The organism is Salmonella sp. K21076 (assembly GCF_039650795.1).
GTDB lineage: Bacteria > Pseudomonadota > Gammaproteobacteria > Enterobacterales > Enterobacteriaceae > Salmonella > Salmonella enterica.
In genome coordinates this window covers 15,586-35,832 of the sequence record NZ_JBCLYA010000025.1, presented here as the reverse complement: position 1 = coordinate 35,832, position 20,247 = coordinate 15,586, and the positions used below count along the sequence as shown (strand labels likewise).

Annotated in this window: 15 protein-coding genes and 2 pseudogenes; 14 read left to right on the top strand and 3 right to left on the bottom strand. The window is 50.1% G+C overall.

The annotated features are described in order from the left end of the window. Window positions 1-3: 3 nt before the first annotated feature. The 6 genes and pseudogenes from AAYN39_RS09260 to AAYN39_RS09235 form a co-directional block, all read left to right on the top strand. Window positions 4-357 carry a hypothetical protein gene (locus AAYN39_RS09260; RefSeq protein ID WP_001270647.1) on the top strand — a complete coding sequence of 118 codons (354 nt, stop codon included), beginning with the start codon at window positions 4-6 and terminating at the stop codon, window positions 355-357. After that, window positions 358-1,557 carry a baseplate J/gp47 family protein gene (locus AAYN39_RS09255; protein ID WP_001197092.1) on the top strand — a complete coding sequence of 400 codons (1,200 nt, stop codon included), beginning with the start codon at window positions 358-360 and terminating at the stop codon, window positions 1,555-1,557. Next, window positions 1,554-2,234 carry a DUF2612 domain-containing protein gene (locus AAYN39_RS09250; RefSeq protein ID WP_000049938.1) on the top strand — a complete coding sequence of 227 codons (681 nt, stop codon included), beginning with the start codon at window positions 1,554-1,556 and terminating at the stop codon, window positions 2,232-2,234. The genes AAYN39_RS09255 and AAYN39_RS09250 overlap by 4 nt, the downstream gene beginning before the upstream one ends. Next, the gene (locus AAYN39_RS09245) at window positions 2,234-3,745 is read left to right on the top strand and encodes a hypothetical protein (RefSeq protein ID WP_001681975.1); all 1,512 of its coding nucleotides are present in this window, start codon (window positions 2,234-2,236) and stop codon (window positions 3,743-3,745) included. Before AAYN39_RS09250 ends, AAYN39_RS09245 begins: the two co-directional genes overlap by 1 nt. Window positions 3,746-3,759: 14 nt before the next feature. Further along, the gene (locus AAYN39_RS09240; RefSeq protein WP_000421106.1) at window positions 3,760-4,278 is read left to right on the top strand and encodes a tail fiber assembly protein; all 519 of its coding nucleotides are present in this window, start codon (window positions 3,760-3,762) and stop codon (window positions 4,276-4,278) included. A gap of 584 nt (window positions 4,279-4,862) precedes the next feature. Beyond that, window positions 4,863-5,068 (top strand): annotated as a pseudogene (locus AAYN39_RS09235) (helix-turn-helix domain-containing protein); the annotation flags it as partial. A gap of 131 nt (window positions 5,069-5,199) precedes the next feature. On the opposite strand, the gene AAYN39_RS09230 reads toward AAYN39_RS09235, so the two are convergent. Both AAYN39_RS09230 and AAYN39_RS09225 read right to left on the bottom strand, forming a co-directional pair. Continuing rightward, a complete protein-coding gene (locus AAYN39_RS09230; protein WP_000480169.1) occupies window positions 5,200-5,901 on the bottom strand; it encodes a DUF1076 domain-containing protein in 702 nt (233 codons plus the stop codon). Between the two features lie 402 nt (window positions 5,902-6,303). Continuing rightward, window positions 6,304-6,492: pseudogene (locus tag AAYN39_RS09225) on the bottom strand (DinI-like family protein); the annotation flags it as partial. A gap of 425 nt (window positions 6,493-6,917) precedes the next feature. Here AAYN39_RS09225 and pepN point away from each other — a divergent pair. From pepN to zapC, 3 genes are all read left to right on the top strand, one after another. After that, window positions 6,918-9,530, top strand: a complete 2,613-nt coding sequence (pepN, locus tag AAYN39_RS09220) for an aminopeptidase N (RefSeq protein ID WP_000193884.1) — start codon at window positions 6,918-6,920, stop codon at window positions 9,528-9,530. A gap of 207 nt (window positions 9,531-9,737) precedes the next feature. Continuing rightward, window positions 9,738-10,748: a quinone-dependent dihydroorotate dehydrogenase gene (gene pyrD / locus AAYN39_RS09215; protein WP_000291724.1), complete on the top strand. Its 1,011-nt coding sequence runs from the start codon at window positions 9,738-9,740 to the stop codon at window positions 10,746-10,748. 165 nt (window positions 10,749-10,913) lie between these two features. Beyond that, window positions 10,914-11,456 (top strand): cell division protein ZapC, encoded by a 543-nt coding sequence (gene zapC / locus AAYN39_RS09210; RefSeq protein WP_001220671.1) that lies wholly within the window; start codon window positions 10,914-10,916, stop codon window positions 11,454-11,456. Here the strand turns inward: zapC and AAYN39_RS09205 are convergent. Then, the gene (locus AAYN39_RS09205; RefSeq protein WP_000224084.1) at window positions 11,453-12,562 is read right to left on the bottom strand and encodes a YcbX family protein; all 1,110 of its coding nucleotides are present in this window, start codon (window positions 12,560-12,562) and stop codon (window positions 11,453-11,455) included. The two genes, zapC and AAYN39_RS09205, sit on opposite strands and share 4 nt — an antisense overlap. A gap of 98 nt (window positions 12,563-12,660) precedes the next feature. Here AAYN39_RS09205 and rlmKL point away from each other — a divergent pair, with 98 nt between their 5' ends. The 5 genes from rlmKL to pqiC are packed head-to-tail and all read left to right on the top strand — an operon-like array spanning window position 12,661 to window position 20,162. Then, window positions 12,661-14,769, top strand: coding sequence for a bifunctional 23S rRNA (guanine(2069)-N(7))-methyltransferase RlmK/23S rRNA (guanine(2445)-N(2))-methyltransferase RlmL (gene rlmKL / locus AAYN39_RS09200; protein ID WP_001086472.1), 2,109 nt, complete (start codon window positions 12,661-12,663; stop codon window positions 14,767-14,769). Between the two features lie 12 nt (window positions 14,770-14,781). Then, window positions 14,782-16,689: an ABC transporter ATP-binding protein gene (locus AAYN39_RS09195; protein ID WP_000053045.1), complete on the top strand. Its 1,908-nt coding sequence runs from the start codon at window positions 14,782-14,784 to the stop codon at window positions 16,687-16,689. Window positions 16,690-16,703: 14 nt separating this feature from the next. Next, entirely contained in the window at window positions 16,704-17,957 is a 1,254-nt protein-coding gene (gene pqiA / locus AAYN39_RS09190) for a membrane integrity-associated transporter subunit PqiA (RefSeq protein ID WP_000333152.1), read from the top strand. A 4-nt stretch (window positions 17,958-17,961) separates the two neighbouring features. Further along, a complete protein-coding gene (gene pqiB, locus AAYN39_RS09185) occupies window positions 17,962-19,602 on the top strand; it encodes an intermembrane transport protein PqiB (protein WP_000433416.1) in 1,641 nt (546 codons plus the stop codon). After that, on the top strand, window positions 19,599-20,162 hold the full coding sequence (pqiC, locus tag AAYN39_RS09180) for a membrane integrity-associated transporter subunit PqiC (RefSeq protein ID WP_000759136.1): 564 nt from the start codon (window positions 19,599-19,601) through the stop codon (window positions 20,160-20,162). The genes pqiB and pqiC overlap by 4 nt, the downstream gene beginning before the upstream one ends. The last annotated feature ends 85 nt before the right edge of the window (window positions 20,163-20,247 follow it).

Here is a 20,247-nt window from a genome sequence, read left to right as displayed (position 1 = left end):
GACATGCGATACCGACGCGAAGATACCGAAGGTGATTACACTTTTGGTAGTGGCGATGATACCTGGCTGATTAACTCGCCAGAAGCTGTCGCGCAGGCGGTAAAAACACGATTTGCATTGTGGTACGGGCAGTGGTTCCTCGATAAGACAGAGGGAACACCGTGGATTCAGTCTGTGCTCGGTAAGCAAAAGCCGGAAACCTACAATCTGGCGATCCGCAAGCGCATCCTCGAAACGCGGGGCGTGAAATCCATCCTCTCTTTCAATACCACAGTGAACACGACGACGCGCCGCGTCCAGTTTTTCGCTGAAATCGACACTATCTACGGAACAACGACAGTAACCAGCGAGGCATAAATGGCCCTCAATTTGGACACACTCGGCTTATCGGCAACGGTAACCGCTGAGGGGATCAGTGCGCCTGATTACCAGACGATACTCGATACCCTGACGAGCTATTTCCAGCAGATTTATGGTAGTGACGCTTATCTGGAGCCGGACAGCAAAGACGGCCAGATGGTGGCGCTGGTGGCGCTAGCTATTCACGATGCCAATAACACAGCCATTTCCGTCTATAACTGCTTCTCACCTGCTACAGGTTACGGCGCAGCGCTGACCAGTAACGTAAAAATTAACGGTATCGCGCGCAAAGGTGCAACGAACTCTACCGTGGATTTACTGCTCACTGGCACCGCAGGAACAACCATTACGAACGGCACCGTGAAAGACACCAATAACGTGATCTGGCGTCTTCCGGATTCAGTGGTGATTGGTGTTGATGGCACCGTGACGGCAACTGCAATTTGTTCCAAAAGCGGAGCGGTTGCAGCTCCTGCCGGGACGATTACCACTATCAATACACCGACCCGTGGCTGGACGTCAGTAACCAACCCGGCAGCGGCCACCGTTGGCGCACCTGCAGAAACGGACGCAGAACTGCGCATCAGGCAGGGGCAGAGTGTCGCGATACCATCCATCACACCATTTGAAGGCGTGGACGGGGCGATCGCTAATATTGCTGGTGTGACGCGCCACAAGCTCTATGAAAATGATACAGGAAAGACTGACGGTAACGGGCTTCCTCCGCATTCCATCTCGGCCATTGTTGATGGTGGCGATGTAACCGAAATAGCGAGGACCATCCGGGGAAATAAAGGGCAGGGGGTCCGGACCTGGGGAAAAACATCCGTAACCGTACCGGATAAATATGGTAATCCTCACATAATCAGTTTTTCGCGACCAACTGATGTCCCTGTTTACGGAAAAATCACCTTAAAAGTTTTTGCCGGGTACACCTCTCAGATAGGTGTGCAGATTCAGCAGGCTGTTGCGGATTACATTAACAGACTGATGATTGGTGACCAGGTACTGCTGAGCCGGATTTATTCTCCTGCTAACCTTGGGGTCGTCAGTGGTGGTAATGCGCGCTATTACGATATTCAGGAGTTGCTGATCGGCAAATCTCCTGAAACCGTTGATGCGGCGAATATTAATATTGCTTACGACGAATCTGCCTCCTGTAAGCCGGAAAATATCATTATTACGGTGGCAGCATGAGCAAATATACGGACTTAATTACTAACTATCATGCGACAAAACCTAAATTCGTTGAACACATCGATTTAGTGACCAGGCCGTTAGCTGAAACCTCAGCCGCAATAAATGGGCTAATAAGCGCTTTTGATATTGATTATGCGACAGGAATACAACTCGATATTCTCGGCCAGTGGATAGGGTTAAGCCGTGTTGTAAGCCAGCCAATAAGCGGTGTCTATTTCAGTTGGGACACTGACGGACTTGGATATGACCAGGGCGTCTGGCAGGGGCCATATGATCCGGATTCGGGTTATACCTCGCTGAGCGATGAAACCTATCGCATCGTTCTAAAAACGAAGATAGCAATTAACAACTGGGACGGAAGAAACGACTCCCTGCCTCCCATTCTTGACGCCGCACTGGACGGGTCCGGTCTGAAGATGCAGATCGTCGATAACCAGGATATGACCATAGGTATCTGGGTTTTTCCTGAAACAGATATTTCATCGGTCTCTCTCGAACTTATTGCTGCGATACGACAAGGGTATCTGACGGTAAAGGCCGCTGGTGTATGGGGCGGAAGTATTGAAATACCTTCGGTGGAAACGCCTTCTGAAGGAAACAGGTTTTTTGGGTTTGATATGGATAACGAATATATCAGCGGGTTTGATGCCGGTTCATGGGGGACATTACTCTGATGGCTAAAAATGATTTTAAACCGTTTGCGACGGGTAAGGGTGCTAATGTTACATCACAGCCTGACTGGGAAGCGCTGCCGGCGCTCCTGTCTGGTTTTACTGCGGGCAAGGCATCAAGTGCACAGGTAAATAAAGCGCTGCGTCAGGCGAGCTTCATCGCTGCAGCACTGGCACAGTACACAGCCAGTAAGAGCGGAAAGGATGTACTCGATGATGGTGACCTGAGCGGCTTTATCGCCAAAATGTCCGCTGCGTTCGGTAAGGATTTTCAGACTCTTGATGCCACGCTGACGGCGCTCGCTGGTCTGGCTACTGGTGCAGATAAACTTCCGTATTTCACGGGGAATGATACAGCCGGACAGACAGATCTTACTTCTGTTGGGCGCGACATCATCGGAAAAGCCAGTATTGCGGATATTCTCACATACCTCGGTTTAGGCGAAACGATAAATCTGGCAAAAAATGCCGTCCCGGCGACACGGCGGGTTAACAGTAAACCACTGACCGGTGATATCACTTTGTGGGCGTCAGATGTGGGGGCCATTTCCGCCGATGCTGTTGGAGAAATTACCGATAACGGCACAATGGCATCAGCTAATGCACCCGGATGGTGGAAGGTGGCGGTGTCGAATTCTGATACGGTCGTTGATTTTCCCACCTATCCGGGTGGCAGCAAGTTGTACAGCTATGGATATCTGTTTGTTGAGAAAATCGGAGACGTCTGGTTTCAGCATTATTATGCCCATATTGGCGCGAACGCAAAGCGCCAGGACTGGGGAACTGTACCGAATACCAGTCGCCCGTGGGTTATTGACTACAACACCGCAAATAAACCGTCAGCCAGTGATGTGGGTGCATTGCCGATTACCGGAGGGCGTCTTAACGGTCCGCTAAGCATTGGTACTGATAATGCGCTGGGCGGCAATTCGATCGTTCTTGGTGATAATGACACTGGTTTTAAACAGAACGGCGATGGGATACTGGATACGTTTGCGAATAGCCAGCACACCGTTCGTGTCGCTCCCGGTGAAATGCAGGTTCTGGGAGCCATTCGCGCAGGCGATGCCAAACGAATGACCATGACTAGCTCAAATAACTCCGTGCTGAATGCTCAATTTCATTTGTGGGGTGACGGAAATCGACCAACGGTTATTGAGCTGGATGACGACCAGGGATGGCATTTATACAGCCAGCGTAATACCGATGGCAGTATTCAGTTTGTTGTTAATGGACAAGTTATTCCGGATAATTACGGTAATTTCGACGCCCGTTATTTAACATCAGGAAACGTATATACAAAAGGCGAATCAGATAATCGTTATGTCCAAAATATCCAGCGCGGTGCTCCTGTATGGCCTGGCAAAGTAGATGAATATGGACCAGCAGAAGCGCCTGCTGGTTGCTTTTTAACACAGGCCAGACATGACCCAACAACAGCATACGGTGTGACATTTGCGTATAGACCGCTACAAATGTGGGTGGGTAATGGCTGGCGTACAATTAATGGATAATTTAGGTGAATATAATGGAATTAAAAAACGTAACCAGATACATTCCTGATGACCCGGATTATGATAACAGCTTTCTGTATTTTCGTAGTGAAGATGGTCAGGATTTTTATGAGTCGCTGAGTAAATTCACGAAAAAATATAAGTTGTGCATTGATTCTGAAAATATAATCCGTTCCGTATCAGAAGATGTGTCGCGACTCTATCCGGCTGGCTTTTCAGTTGTTGAGGTCAATAAACTACCAGCCGGATTTAATATCTATGGCGACTGGAAATATTCGAACGGCACTGTTCTGGCTGTTCCCGTTGACTATCAGGCTAAGGCCGAAACCACCCGACAGAAACTACTGGATGCCGCTAACAGCACCATTGCCGACTGGCGAACCGAACTGGCGTTGGGTGAAATCGGTGACGACGATAAGGACAGCCTGACTAAATGGATGGCGTATATCAGGGCGCTTAAAACGCTGGATTTGAGCGGCGTGAAAGACTCAGCCACCTTCACGGAAATCAGGTGGCCTGAATTACCACAATAACGACTACTACTGACTTGCTAGTTTTTAGGTGTTAATTCGGTTCAGGTATCTGTACGAAGTCACTAAGATATAAGTAAATTTTCTTTAGAAAAGAAAAAACTACTGTACTTATTATTTACTTTTAAACTAAATATTTACTTAACAATCAAGAGATATTCAAGGAAAACTTTCTTTTCTGCTTTATCCTGATAAAAGGATTGCGGTAAAAGTTAAGGATGAAGCATAGCTATCAATTATGTGAGTGATATTATGAATAAACTTAACAGTGTATTGTTAGCGCTGGTTTTTGCCATATCAGTCATAACATTTTCTTCATCTGCAATGGCCACTGAAAGCGGTAATAAAGGATTCCCAGGTATTTCGTTTCCGTGGTGTAAAATCTGGCCGCCAGATACATTAATCCCAGAACTACCATGGGATAAAATATGCTGGTAAACGAAATAACTTTTTATTAACCAAATGGATTAATTACCGCGTAAGCAAGTGATTTTGTGATATATGGATAATTAAATTGTCACGGTAACGACTACTGACTGGCTGGCTTATCCGGCCAGTCAGAATTTGAGGTATCCACCCGGTTTACCATGGAGAGGGTACTGATTGTGGAAAGAACCCGCGCCGGGCTGGCAGCGGCAAGGGAGCAGGGGCGTATTGGTGGCAGACGTCCAAAGCTCACCCCGGAGCAATGGGCGCAGCGAGGGCAGGGGTACCGCGACAGCAGGTAGCGATTATTTATGATGTGAGACTGTCGACGCTGTACAGAAAGGTTCCGGAAAGCATCATGAAGTGAAGCCAGGAGGTGATGATAGGGAAGGTAAATCTCCAGCAATCAACATCGAAACATAGACTGCCGGAGTGATTAGAAAATAGCCTAACTCTAATAGAGTTGCTCTATATATAAAGGTATTAGTAATATTTGGATTATGGGATTATAAAATTACCTTTGGTAGTGTCAAAATAACATTCATTTTTATTTATTATCATATCTAGTGATAATGGAGCCCTACTAACAGGATGTGTGGCACCGTCAATAATAAGTTGGATAAGTGCTGTTTCATCAAATAATTGGCATATGTTTGACTCTGGCCCAGTTTTTACAAAAACGCCTTTTTCAGGAACAACTAACATTACCGGGCATGTTAAGTTGTCTTCCGTACATGAAAGTTCATCAACATTTGGTGAGAAACTGCATAAATCAATCTTATCCACTAATTGTTGTTTATTAGATGTATCAAAAATAGCAGGTGCTCCTGGTGAACTGTGGGCTGCTAACTCCTGACTGTTATTGGAAAATGATGTGGTCGACATATTTAAAAAATTTCCACGCGACACATTCAGTCCAGTATTTAATTGTCGTTCTAACCTTATAGCGTTTCCCTGCCATTCAATATGACGTTCCCTAAACATGGCTCGGTCTGTAGTAGAAAAACTAACTTTGAATGTATTATTATCACCTTCAACAGCACGATTACTTACTTCATATAATAAATCACGTAATTGTACCTGTATCTTTCTTCCGCCATTTTGTATAGCCGTATCACGAATGAGTTCTAAATCATTTTCAGATAATTTGTCTATCCTGTTATCTCGAGTTATTGCTACATTAGGAAATGTTAAGAACATACTTCACTACTCCTTTAAATAATCATTGATATAAATGCACGTCTATATTGAGGGGGTTTATATATCAAAAGCAATATGCCTTTGTACAGATTAAGACTTATTCCATTAAAAATTTACGGTTTTAGACGATTATCTTACTCATGGTACGCAGGACTCCGCCCTCTCAACCAATTACAGATGACTGGCCAGGCTGGCTTCGTTGCATCAGCCTGGTCTACCAGACCCCGATACTTTACTTCCCGTCTCCGATGTTCTCTAATACGGGCACTGTGCTCGCATATACGCGATGGCATTCTGAACAGTGTATTGCCATCATTGATTCATCACTGAATTCCTAATTCTATGTCGTCGGTATTTGGAGTGATCTGATCCTACCCGCGTAATCTGAAACCAGCCAAGCCACCTGTTTAACTTTTCGCGATCGCTTTTGTTGGTATCACTATTCAAGCAGTTTGCCTGCATCGGCTTCACCCTCACTTCGGCATCAGGGAAAATCTGGTGCATCCGCTTCGTCAGTTCGGCCAGAATGATCTCGCTGGCCCCTTCGAGTCCTTCAACATTACGCTTGTCATAAACCAGTTCTACGAACATACGTGCTTCGCCAGCCACTGTTTTTATATACAGTATTTTGCTTTGGCGGTTTTGTCTGTCAAGGCATGAACCACTTGTTTTTAAATTTTGGGGAACATACTGCGGGCGTGTTTGTTATCGATTTGCCCTGCAGGGCTGATGGGGTCTGGCGTTGACTAAAATTATGTGTGGGGCATGGATGGGGCAAAAGTGGTCTGTGAAGTTCGTTAAAGTTCGTTAATAAAGCTTTATCTCGATCTCGCTCATCCCTTGTTTAAAGCGCTCCTGGACGATCTTTATCGATTTTAAAAACTATGAGTACATATTATAAAAATGTAGCAAATAGGCCGTTTGTGCCTGAAAAGATGAACATTCTGCGTAGCGCGATTTGCGCAACAGGAATAGACTGGAGTCGACACTCTACACAAAGATGCGAAAGGTTTTTTATGACACAACAGCCACAAGCCAAATACCGCCATGACTATCGCGCGCCGGATTACCAGATTACTGATATTGAATTGACCTTTGACCTCGATGCCGAAAAAACCGTGGTCACCGCAATAAGCCAGGCTGTTCGTCATGGCGCGCCTGATGCGCCTCTTCGCCTTGATGGGGAAGATTTAACGCTGGTATCTATCCACGTCAACGATGCGCCGTGGACAGCATATAAGGAAGAAGAGGGCGCGCTTATCATCAGCGACCTGCCAGAGCGTTTTACGTTACGCATTGTCAACGAGATAAGTCCGGCGGCGAATACGGCGCTGGAAGGATTGTACCAGTCCGGCGATGCGCTCTGTACCCAGTGTGAAGCGGAGGGCTTCCGCCATATTACCTGGTATCTTGACCGCCCGGACGTACTGGCGCGATTTACCACCAAAATTATTGCCGATAAAAGCAAATATCCGTTCCTGCTTTCCAATGGCAACCGTGTTGCGCAGGGTGAACTGGAGAATGGCCGTCACTGGGTTCAGTGGCAAGATCCGTTCCCGAAACCGTGTTATCTGTTTGCGCTGGTGGCCGGTGATTTTGACGTGCTGCGCGATACCTTTACCACCCGCTCCGGGCGTGAAGTCGCATTAGAACTGTACGTTGACCGTGGCAATCTGGATCGCGCGCCGTGGGCAATGACCTCGCTGAAAAATTCCATGAAATGGGATGAAACGCGTTTTGGGCTCGAATATGACCTCGACATCTATATGATTGTCGCGGTGGATTTCTTTAATATGGGCGCGATGGAGAATAAAGGTCTCAATATCTTTAACTCCAAATACGTGCTGGCGCGAACCGATACCGCGACGGATAAAGATTATCTCGATATTGAGCGCGTGATAGGCCATGAGTATTTCCACAACTGGACCGGCAACCGCGTCACCTGCCGCGACTGGTTCCAGTTGAGCCTGAAAGAGGGGCTCACCGTGTTCCGCGATCAGGAGTTTAGCTCTGATTTGGGGTCACGCGCGGTGAACCGCATCAGTAACGTGCGTACCATGCGCGGTTTACAATTCGCGGAAGACGCCAGCCCGATGGCGCATCCTATCCGCCCGGATAAAGTAATCGAAATGAATAACTTCTACACCCTCACCGTTTATGAAAAGGGTGCGGAAGTCATTCGCATGATCCACACGTTGCTGGGTGAGGAAAATTTCCAGAAGGGGATGCAGCTTTATTTTGAGCGCCATGACGGCAGCGCCGCGACGTGTGATGACTTCGTACAGGCGATGGAAGATGCTTCTAATGTCGATTTGTCCCATTTCCGCCGCTGGTACAGTCAGTCCGGCACGCCGATTGTAACGGTAAAAGATGATTATAATCCGGAAACCGAGCAGTACACGTTGACCATCAGCCAGCGCACTCCGGCGACGGCGGATCAGGCGGAGAAGCAGCCGCTGCATATTCCATTCGCCATCGAACTGTACGATAACGAAGGCAACGTCATTCCGTTGCAAAAAGGCGGTCACCCGGTCAATGCCGTGCTGAACGTCACGCAGGCGGAGCAGACATTTACCTTCGATAATGTCTACTTCCAGCCTGTTCCGGCCTTGCTGTGCGAGTTTTCAGCGCCGGTGAAGCTGGAATATAAATGGAGCGATCAGCAGTTGACGTTCCTGATGCGCCATGCGCGCAATGATTTCTCCCGTTGGGATGCGGCGCAAAGCCTGCTGGCCACATACATTAAACTGAATGTGGCGCGTCATCAGCAGGGGCAACCGCTATCGCTTCCGGTGCATGTCGCTGATGCGTTCCGTGCAGTACTGTTGGATGAGAAAATCGATCCGGCGTTGGCCGCAGAAATTTTAACGCTGCCTTCGGCCAATGAAATTGCGGAGCTGTTTGAGGTCATTGACCCGATCGCCATTGCGCAAGTTCGTGAAGCGCTAACGCGTACGCTGGCGGCAGAACTGGCGGATGAGTTCCTGGCTATCTATAACGCCAATCATCTGGATGAGTATCGTGTTGATCACGGCGATATCGGTAAGCGCACGCTGCGCAATGCTTGCCTGCGCTTCCTGACGTTCGGCGAGACGGAGCTGGCTAATACGCTGGTCAGCAAACAGTATCGCGACGCCAATAATATGACCGATGCGCTGGCGGCCCTGTCTGCTGCAGTGGCGGCGCAGTTGCCGTGCCGCGATACGCTGATGCAGGAGTATGACGATAAGTGGCATCAGGACGGCCTGGTAATGGATAAATGGTTTATCCTGCAATCCACAAGCCCGGCGGAAAATGTACTGGAAACCGTACGCAGCCTGCTCAAACACCGTTCTTTCAGTATGAGCAACCCGAACCGCATCCGTTCATTAATTGGCGCGTTTGCTGGCAGCAACCCGGCGGCGTTCCATGCGCAAGACGGTAGCGGATACCAGTTCCTGGTCGAGATGCTGACCGATCTGAATAGCCGTAACCCGCAGGTAGCATCTCGCCTCATTGAACCGCTGATTCGTCTGAAACGTTATGATGATAAGCGTCAGGAGAAAATGCGCGCGGCGCTGGAGCAGTTAAAAGGACTGGAGAATCTTTCCGGCGATCTGTACGAGAAGATAACTAAAGCGTTAGCCTGACAGTATCCGTTATAAAGAGGTAAAACATGCCCGGTAAGCGTTAGCGCTGCCGGGTATTTTTTTGCCGGATGATGACGCTTCCTGGCGAAACGTGAAGTGAGAATGAAGGAAAACGATTGCTATTTATTGCCATAGGTCAATTCCCTTTTGCTTTGTTATCGCCCATAATACGTCCCCGGTTTGCACACCGGGAATCCAGGAGAGTTCATGTACTATCCCTTCGTTCGTAAAGCCCTTTTCCAGCTCGATCCAGAGCGCGCTCATGAATTTACATTTCAACAATTACGCCGCATTACAGGTACGCCGCTGGAAGCGCTGGTGCGCCAGAAAGTACCGACAAAGCCGGTTACCTGCATGGGACTTACCTTTAAAAATCCACTGGGGCTGGCTGCCGGTCTGGATAAAGACGGGGAGTGCATCGACGCATTAGGCGCGATGGGGTTTGGCTCCCTGGAAATCGGCACCGTGACGCCGCGCCCACAGCCGGGTAACGATAAGCCACGTCTTTTTCGTCTGGTGGATGCTGAAGGTCTAATCAATCGGATGGGCTTTAATAATCTGGGCGTCGATAACCTGGTCGAGAATGTTAAAAAAGCCCATTTTGATGGTATTCTGGGAATTAACATCGGTAAAAATAAAGATACGCCTGTCGAAAATGGCAAAGATGACTACCTGATTTGTATGGAAAAAGTCTATGCTTATGCGGGTTATATCGCCATTAATATTTCTTCGCCGAATACGCCAGGGTTACGTACGCTCCAGTATGGCGATGCGCTGGACGATCTGTTAACTGCCATTAAAAATAAGCAAAACGATCTTCAGGTGATCCACCATAAATATGTGCCGGTGGCAGTAAAGATCGCGCCGGATCTTTGTGAAGAAGAATTGATCCAGGTTGCCGATAGCCTGCTTCGTCATAATATTGATGGGGTGATTGCGACAAATACCACCCTCGATCGTTCTCTGGTACAAGGAATGAAAAATTGCCAGCAAACGGGGGGATTAAGTGGCCGGCCATTACAATTAAAAAGCACAGAAATTATTCGCCGTTTATCCCTGGAGTTAAAAGGACAATTGCCTATTATCGGCGTCGGCGGCATTGACTCAGTTATCGCCGCGCGCGAGAAGATAGCGGCAGGAGCTACGCTGGTACAAATTTATTCCGGCTTTATTTTTAAAGGCCCGCCATTGATTAAAGAAATCGTAACGCACATCTAAACTTTACCCTTTATCAGACAACCAGGGCTTTATTTCCGGCACTGGTTGTTTTATATTTCTCCACTGTTGCTTATTTAGACATTTTAGGCTTTTATTATTGGGGTAATAAACGAAGCGGCAAAAGGACAATGCTGTTACGAGTTGCTTAAAAGCGGGAGAGAGGTGATGCGAATTAAACCTGACGATAACTGGCGCTGGTATTATGATGAAGAGCACGATCGTATGATGCTCGATCTCGCCAATGGTATGCTTTTTCGCTCGCGCTTCTCTCGTAAAATGCTTACGCCGGACGCGTTTTGCCCGACCGGTTTTTGTGTGGATGATGCCGCGCTCTATTTTTCCTTTGAAGAAAAATGCCGGGATTTCGAATTAACCAAAGAGCAACGCGCGGAGCTGGTATTGAATGCGCTGGTGGCGATTCGCTATCTCAAACCGCAGATGCCGAAAAGCTGGCATTTTGTGGCGCATGGCGAAATGTGGACCCCGGGCACGGGTGATGCCGCAAGCGTCTGGTTAAGCGATACGGCGGAACAGGTTAATTTGCTGGTCGTTGAGCCGGGAGAAAATGCCGCGTTGTGTCTGCTGGCACAGCCAGGCGTGGTGATAGCAGGCCGAACCATGCAGCTTGGCGATGCGATTAAAATTATGAACGACAGGCTGAAACCGCAGGTTCACTGTCACAGTTTCAGCCTTGAACAAGCGGTTTAATTTTCCAGTCGTAACGCGGTCTTAGGCACGCAGCTACAGCTCAGAATCGTACCATCGTCACCCATAGCCGATTTTTTCAGCGGACTTACTTCGCCTTCCAGCAAACGTATCCGGCAGCAACCACAGATACCAGCCCGGCAAGAATACGGAATACGAATTCCCTGATTCTCCAACTGTTCCAGTAGCACCTGTTGATTATTCCCGCAGAAGGTTTGCCCCTGCCAGTCGATGGTTACACTCCCGTCCGGGTGTTTCTCTGGCGTAACGCTGTCGTCGAGCGTTGTGGCGCCATAAGCTTTTGCCGGCGCTGTCGCCAGTATCTCCACCTCATCGCCGACGCGAATGACGCCGCTATTGCGGGCAATCAGATTCTGACCGAAATCCACATCGCCATTGTCCTGGGCGGTACGAAAAGCTTGCAGTGTCGCCAGCGGTTCGCCGGAAGGATGTTTTTGCCCCTTTTCAGGGCTGACGGTCGTAAAAATACAGCGACTACAGGGCTTCACGACGTCAAAAATCACATCGCCAATGCGAAGCACTTTCCAGCTATCTTCCTCCCAGGCCGCTACGCCGGAAACCACTAAGTTTGGGCGAAATTGTTCCATTTGTACGCCTGCCGGACAACGCTGTTGCAGATCGCGCAGTGAGGCTTCGTTGGTCAATAAATACGGGTAGCCATCGGCAAATCCCAGCGGCACCGCGTTATGCCGTTTAACCCGGCGCGTCAACTGCGGCCCAACCCAGCACAACTGGACATCGCGGGAGAAAAAGCCGCTCAACCATTGATTAATCGCCGTCGGGGCGACGCGAGCGGTAAAATGGTTTCCCCAGACCTCGGTCGGCGCATCCTGCGGGGTGAAATCCGTAAAGCGAACCAGCGCGCTGCTGCCGTCTGGCGCGGTCAAATGGAGGCCGTCGTGTAAGGGAGAGGGGGTAAAACGTACCATTTGTGGAAACTGGCGGGCGGTAATAAATGTGCCGTCAGACTCGGTTACCATGAAGATGCGATCAAAAGCCAGGCCGCTGATATCTGCCAGCGCATGAGTCAGGCCAATGCCGCGCATGGATTTGACCGGATGAATAAAGAGCCGTGATAACGTCGCCACCGTACAGTCCCTCAAATGAAAATAAGCCTTCAACTTTATGACATGGGCGTGAGATTAGCTATAATGCGCAACAATTTTCTTAGCGTAAAAGTGACAATATGAATTCTCTGTTTGCCAGTACGGCCCGCGGGCTGGAAGAGCTGTTAAAAATTGAACTGGAAAAACTGGGCGCCGTAGGGTGTCAGGTTGTTCAGGGTGGGGTCCATTTTCAGGGCGACACGCGGCTTATTTACCAGAGCCTGATGTGGAGCCGCCTGGCCTCGCGTATTATCCTGCCGATGGGTGAGTGCAAGGTCTACAGCGATCTCGATCTTTACTTCGGCGTTCAGGCGATAAACTGGACAGAGATTTTTAATCCTGGCGCGACGTTTGCGGTGCATTTCAGCGGCCTGAACGACACCATCCGTAATAGTCAGTATGGCGCGATGAAAGTTAAAGACGCGATTGTCGATGCGTTTACGCGGAAAAATCTTCCGCGTCCAAATGTGGACCGCGAATCGCCGGACCTCCGTATTAACGTCTGGCTGAATAAAGAAACGGCCAGCATTGCGCTGGATCTCAGTGGTGATGGCCTGCACCTGCGCGGTTATCGCGATCGCACCGGGCTGGCGCCAATTAAAGAGACGCTGGCGGCAGCGATTGTTATGCGTTCCGGCTGGCAACCAGGTACGCCGCTGCTCGACCCTATGTGTGGTTCGGGGACACTGTTGATTGAGGCCGCGATGTGGGCGACCGATCGCGCGCCGGGCCTGCATCGTGGTCACTGGGGATTTAGCGGCTGGGCGCAGCATGACGAGGCTATCTGGCAGGAAGTGAAAGCCGAAGCGCAGACCCGGGCGCGTAAGGGGCTGGCGGAGTATTCCTCTCATTTCTACGGTTCCGACAGCGATGCGCGCGTCATTGAGCGGGCGCGCAGCAACGCCCGTCGCGCCGGTATCGGGGAGCTTATCACTTTTGAAGTGAAAGATGTGGCGCAACTGAGTAATCCATTGCCGAAAGGCCCGTATGGTACGGTGATCAGTAACCCGCCTTACGGCGAACGTCTGGACAGCGATCCGGCGCTGATTGCGTTGCACAGCCTGTTGGGCCGTACCATGAAAAATCAGTTTGGCGGCTGGAACCTGTCGCTGTTCAGCGCTTCGCCCGATTTGCTGGGCAGCCTGCAATTACGCGCCGACAAACAGTTTAAAGCCAAGAATGGCCCGCTGGACTGTGTGCAGAAAAACTATCATATTGCGGAAACCACGGCGGACAGTAAACCGGCGACGGTGGCGGAAGATTACGCTAATCGCCTGCGTAAAAATCTTAAAAAGCTGGAGAAATGGGCGCGCCAGGAAGGGATTGAATGCTATCGCTTGTATGATGCCGACCTGCCGGAATATAACGTGGCGGTAGACCGTTACGGCGACTGGGCGGTGATTCAGGAATATGCGCCGCCGAAAACGGTGGATGCGCAAAAAGCGCGGCAACGTCTGTTCGATATTATTGCGGCAACCTTGTCAGTGCTCGGTATTCCGCCGAATAAACTGGTGTTAAAAACCCGCGAACGGCAAAAAGGAAAAAACCAGTATCAGAAAATGAGCGAGAAGGGCGAGTTCCTTGAGGTCAGCGAATATAATGCGCGCTTATGGGTAAATCTGACGGATTATCTCGACACTGGTCTGTTCCTCGATCACCGTATTGCCCGCAGAATGCTGGGAGAAATGAGCAAAGGCAAAGATTTCCTGAATCTCTTTTCTTATACCGGCAGCGCCAGCGTACATGCGGGTCTGGGCGGCGCGCGCAACACCACAACGGTGGATATGTCCCGCACCTATCTGGAGTGGGCCGAACGTAATTTGCGTCTGAACGGACTGAGCGGCCGCGCGCATCGCCTGATTCAGGCCGACTGCCTGGGCTGGCTGCGCGAGGCGAATGAACAGTTCGATTTGATCTTTATCGATCCGCCGACGTTCTCTAACTCAAAACGTATGGAAGAGTCGTTTGATGTTCAGCGCGATCATGTCGCGTTAATGAAAGATTTAAAACGCCTGCTGCGTAAAGGCGGCACCATCATGTTCTCAAATAATAAGCGCGGATTCCGTATGGATCTGGAAGGGCTGGCTGAGCTGGGGCTTACCGCACAAGAAATTACGCAAAAAACGCTTTCCCCGGATTTTGCCCGTAACCGTCAGATTCATAATTGCTGGCTGATCCGCGCCGCCTGAAAGGAAAAGTAAATGTCATTAATCAGTATGCATGGCGCATGGCTGTCGTTCAGCGACGCGCCGCTTCTCGATAACGCAGAGTTGCATATCGAAGATAACGAACGCGTCTGTCTGGTGGGGCGTAACGGCGCCGGGAAATCCACCTTGATGAAGATCCTCAACCGCGAACAGGGTCTGGACGATGGGCGTATTATTTATGAACAGGATCTGATCGTCGCGCGTCTGCAACAGGACCCGCCCCGTAATATTGCGGGTAGCGTCTATGACTTTGTCGCCGAAGGTATCGAAGAACAAGCGGAATATCTCAAGCGCTATCATGAGATTTCCCGTCTGGTGATGACCGATCCCAGCGAGAAAAACCTCAATGAAATGGCGCGCGTACAGGAACAGCTCGATCATCATAATCTGTGGCAGCTGGAAAACCGTATTAATGAAGTGCTGGCGCAGCTTGGACTCGATCCTAACGCCGCGCTGTCGTCGCTCTCCGGCGGCTGGCTGCGTAAAGCCGCGCTGGGTCGGGCGCTGGTCAGCAATCCGCGCGTATTGTTACTGGATGAACCGACTAACCATCTGGATATCGAAACTATCGACTGGCTGGAAGGGTTTCTGAAAACCTTTAACGGAACGATTATTTTTATCTCTCACGATCGTTCGTTTATTCGCAATATGGCGACCCGCATTGTCGATCTCGATCGTGGCAAACTGGTCACCTATCCGGGAAATTACGATCAATACCTGCTGGAGAAAGAAGAAGCGCTGCGCGTAGAAGAGTTACAAAACGCGGAATTTGATCGCAAACTGGCACAGGAAGAAGTCTGGATTCGCCAGGGGATCAAGGCGCGCCGCACCCGTAATGAAGGGCGCGTGCGGGCGTTAAAAGCGATGCGTCGTGAACGCAGCGAGCGCCGGGAAGTGATGGGCACGGCGAAGATGCAGGTCGAAGAGGCGACGCGCTCCGGTAAAATCGTTTTTGAGATGGAAAACGTCGATTACCAGGTAGAAGGAAAACAGCTGGTAAAAGATTTCTCCGCTCAGGTACAGCGCGGCGACAAGATTGCGTTAATTGGCCCGAACGGCTGCGGTAAAACCACGCTACTGAAACTGATGCTGGGACAGCTTCAGGCTGACAGCGGGCGCATCCACGTAGGAACGAAGCTGGAAGTCGCCTACTTCGATCAGCATCGCGCCGAACTGGACCCGGAAAAAACCGTGATGGATAACCTTGCGGAAGGCAAGCAAGAGGTGATGGTAAACGGTAAGCCGCGCCATGTACTGGGCTATTTGCAGGACTTCCTGTTTCACCCCAAACGGGCGATGACGCCCGTCCGCGCGCTTTCCGGCGGCGAACGTAACCGTCTGCTGCTGGCGCGACTGTTCCTCAAGCCGAGCAATCTTTTAATTCTCGATGAACCAACGAACGATCTTGACGTCGAAACGCTGGAACTATTAGAAGAATTAATTGATGGCTATCAGGGCACGGTACTACTGGTCAGCCATGATCGGCAATTTGTCGATAATACCGTGACGGAATGCTGGATTTTCGAGGGCGGCGGCAAAATCGGACGTTATATCGGCGGCTACCATGATGCGCGTGCGCAGCAAGAGCAGCATCTGGCGACGAAACAGCCGATGACGAAAAAAAATGAGGAAGTTATTGCCCCTAAAGCAGAAATTGTAAAACGTGGCAGTAGCAAACTAAGCTATAAACTGCAGCGCGAGCTGGAGCAGTTACCCGGTCAGCTTGAAGACCTGGAAGCGAAGCTGGAAGCGCTACAGGCGCAGGTTGCGGATGCGGCCTTTTTTAGCCAACCCCATGAGCAAACGCAGAAAGTTCTGGCCGATTTAAGTCAGGCGGAGCAAGAACTTGAGCAAGCCTTCGAACGTTGGGAGTATCTTGAAGGCCTGAAAAACGGGGCATAACGAAAGGAGCGCCTATGTGTGAACATCACCATGCTGCGAAGCACATATTGTGCCCGCAATGCGACATGCTGGTGGCTTTACCCCGCCTCTCGCATGGGCAAAAAGCAGCATGTCCACGATGCGGCGCAACGTTAACGACCGAGTGGGACGCGCCCCGGCAGCGTCCTACCGCCTATGCGTTAGCGGCACTATTTATGTTGCTGCTTTCTAACCTTTTTCCCTTCGTGAATATGAATGTCGCGGGCGTCACCAGCGAAGTCACGCTTCTGGAAATCCCCGGCGTCATGTTTTCTGAAGATTACGCCAGCCTCGGCACGTTCTTTTTATTATTTGTCCAACTGGTGCCGGCATTTTGCCTGGTGACCATTCTATTACTTGTCAACCGCGCCAGTCTGCCGTTGTCGGTAAAAAAAACGCTGGCAAGGATCTTTTTCCTCCTCAAATCGTGGGGAATGGCGGAAATATTTCTCGCCGGGGTGTTGGTCAGTTTTGTTAAGCTGATGGCTTACGGCGATATCGGCATCGGCAGCAGCTTTATTCCCTGGTGCTTATTTTGTCTCGTTCAACTGCGGGCGTTCCAGTGTGTCGATCGCCGCTGGTTGTGGGATGATATCGCCCCGCAACCTGCACTGGCGCAGCCGTTAACGCCGGGGATTACCGGTATCCGGCAGTCTTTGCGTTCTTGCGCCTGCTGTACGGCGATCCTGCCTGCGGAGAGTCTCGTCTGTCCGCGTTGCCATACGAAAGGCTATGTCCGGCGTAAAAACAGTTTGCAGTGGACGCTGGCGTTATTATTTACCTCGATCATGCTTTATCTGCCCGCCAATATATTGCCGATTATGATTACTGACTTACTGGGCTCGAAAATGCCGTCGACCATTCTGGCTGGCGTGATTTTGCTGTGGAGCGAGGGGTCTTATCCAGTGGCGGCGGTTATCTTTCTTGCCAGTATTATGGTGCCGACGCTAAAAATGATCGCCATTGCCTGGCTTTGTTGGGATGCGAAAGGCCACGGTAAGCGCGACAGTGAACGGATGCATTTTATTTATGAAGTAGTGGAGTTTGTGGGGCGCTGGTCAATGATTGATGTCTTTGTCATTGCCGTACTCTCTGCGCTGGTGCGTATGGGAGGGTTAATGAATATTTATCCTGCGATGGGTGCGTTGATGTTTGCTTTAGTCGTCATAATGACAATGTTTTCTGCGATGACCTTTGATCCGCGTCTGTCGTGGGATCGTGAATACGAACCAGGCCATGAGGAGTCCTGATAGCATGGAACCTAAAAAAGGGGAAGCCAAAGTACAAAAGGTGAAAAATTGGTCGCCTGTCTGGATATTCCCGATTGTTACTGCGCTTATCGGAGCCTGGATTCTGTTTTATCACTACAGCCACCAGGGACCGGAAGTTACCTTAATTACCACCAATGCGGAAGGCATTGAAGGCGGAAAAACGACGATCAAAAGTCGCAGCGTGGATGTCGGCGTGGTTGAAAGCGCGACGCTGACTGACGATCTGACCCACGTACAAATCAAAGCGCGGCTTCATTCCGGTATGGAAAAGTTGCTGCATAAAGACTCGGTATTTTGGGTCGTAAAACCGCAGGTGGGGCGTGAAGGCATAAGCGGGCTTGGGACGTTGTTATCAGGCGCGTATATTGAACTACAACCAGGAAGTAAGGGCAGTCAGCCGGAAAGCTATCAGCTTCTTGACTCACCGCCGTTGGCGCCGCCCGATGCCAAAGGTATTCGTGTGATTCTGGACAGCAAAAAGGCCGGTCAGCTCAGTCCTGGCGATCCCGTTCTGTTCCGGGGCTATCGGGTAGGGTCCGTTGAAACCAGCTCTTTCGATCCGCAAAAACGGACAATGAGTTATCAGTTGTTCATTAAGGCGCCAAACGATCGATTGGTCACCAGTAATGTCCGATTCTGGAAAGATAGCGGTATCGCTGTGGATCTGACATCGGCGGGAATGCGCGTGGAAATGGGATCGTTGACGACGTTATTTGGCGGCGGCGTGAGTTTTGATGTGCCGGAAGGACTTGAGCAGGGGCAACCCGTCGCCGAAAAAACGGCGTTTAATCTCTACGACGATCAAAAAAGTATTCAGGATTCGCTGTACACCGATCATATCGATTACCTGATGTTCTTTAAAGATTCGGTGCGCGGATTACAACCCGGCGCGCCGCTGGAGTTCCGCGGTATTCGTCTGGGGACGGTAAGCAAAGTGCCTTTCTTTGCGTCTAATATGCGTCAGGTGTTTAACGACGATTACCGTATTCCTGTGCTGGTGCGCATTGAACCGGAGCGTCTGAAAGCGCAACTGGGAGAAAATGCGGATGTTGGCGCGCATTTGACGGAACTGCTTAAGCGCGGTTTACGCGCTTCGCTTAAAACCGGTAACCTGGTGACCGGGGCGCTGTATGTCGATCTGGACTTTTATCCTAAGGAGCCGCCGATTACCGGACTACGCGAATTTGATGGTTATGAAATTATTCCCACCGTCAGCAGCGGCCTGGCGCAAATTCAACAGCGACTGGTGGAAACGTTGGATAAGATCAACAACCTGCCGCTGAATCCGATGATTGAACAAGCGACCAATACGCTGTCTGAAAGCCAGCGTACTATGCGTCGGTTGCAAACCACGCTGGATAATATGAACAAGATTACCTCCAGTCAGTCGATGCAGCAGCTTCCGGCGGATATGCAAACGACGTTACGCGAACTTAACCGCAGTATGCAGGGCTTCCAGCCTGGATCGGCGGCGTATAACAAAATGGTGGCGGATATGCAGCGTCTCGATCAGGTGCTTCGTGAGTTACAACCGGTGTTGAAAACTCTGAACGAGAAGAGCAACGCGCTGGTATTTGAAGCGAAGGATAAAAAAGATCCTGAGCCTAAGAGGGCGAAACAATGAAAAAATGGCTAGTCGTGATAATGGCGTTCTGGCTGGCGTCATGTAGTTCCGGCGGAGAAAATAAAAGCTATTATCAGCTCCCGATAGCGCAAAGCGGTGTGCAAAGCACCGCAAGTCAGGGCAACCGTCTCTTATGGGTAGAGCAGGTTTCCGTACCTGACTATCTGGCAGGTAACGGTGTGGTGTATCAAACCAGTGATGTCCAGTATGTGATTGCCAATAACAATCTGTGGGCCAGCCCGCTGGATCAGCAATTACGTAACACGCTGGTGGCGAATCTTAGCGCCCGGCTTCCTGGCTGGGTCGTCGCTTCCCAGCCGTTGGGAACCACCCAGGATACGTTGAACGTTACCGTAACCGGATTCCATGGACGTTACGATGGTAAGGTTATCGTCAGCGGGGAGTGGTTATTAAACCACAACGGACAACTGATTAAGCGGCCTTTCCATATCGAAGCCAGCCAGCAGAAAGATGGCTATGATGAGATGGTCAAAGTACTGGCAAGCGCATGGAGTCAGGAAGCGGCCGCTATCGCAGATGAGATAAAGCGCCTTCCCTGAGATAAAAATAATGTAAATTTAACCGCTTCAGGTCGTGCGCCTGAGGCGGTTTTTATTTTTGACGCCGGAAAAATAGTTGTTATGG